We start from the raw sequence: 552 nt of genomic DNA on the forward strand, positions 1-552 counted from the left end.
TCGCCCGCGTTCTTCATCGCTCATGTCCCGTGCTTGCCGTTCGATTTCGTACAAGCCGCCAATCGCGTGCAGTGCTTGTTCGGCCAACTGGCTTTTGTTCGCCGCGTGAAGATCGAAGAACTTGCGGCGGGCGTGGGCCATGCAGCCAATTTCGGTGATGCCCTGCTCGAAGCTGGCCTTGTAGCCGGCAAAGTCATCGCAGACCAGCTTGCCGTTCCATTGGCCGAGGAAGTTGCGTGCATGCTCGCCGGCACGGCTGGGGCTGAAGTCGTACACCACGGCCTTCAGATCGGCGAAGGGCGTGGTGCTGTAGGCCCAGACGTAAGCCCGATGGGTTTTCTTCTCGCCCGGCGCGAGCATTTGCACCGGGGTTTCGTCGGCGTGGATCACGCGTTGGGCCAACACGGCTTCGCGCAGGGCATCGACCAGCGGCTGGAGCTGCACGCCGGTTTGCCCGACCCACTGCGCCAGCGTCGAGCGAGCGATAGCGAGACCGGCACGAGCAAAAATCTTCTCTTGCCGGTACAGCGGCAGGTGGTCGGCGAATTTGGC

General features: G+C 62.9%; 1 protein-coding gene. It reads right to left on the reverse strand.

Translation table 11 applies throughout. The features are described 5' to 3' along the window. The coding region (gene tnpC, locus MnOB_RS28410) for an IS66 family transposase (RefSeq protein WP_107504149.1) at positions 1-552 on the reverse strand (552 nt) is incomplete at both ends.

Source organism: Metapseudomonas resinovorans (assembly GCF_002003485.1).
Classification (GTDB): domain Bacteria; phylum Pseudomonadota; class Gammaproteobacteria; order Pseudomonadales; family Pseudomonadaceae; genus Metapseudomonas; species Metapseudomonas resinovorans_D.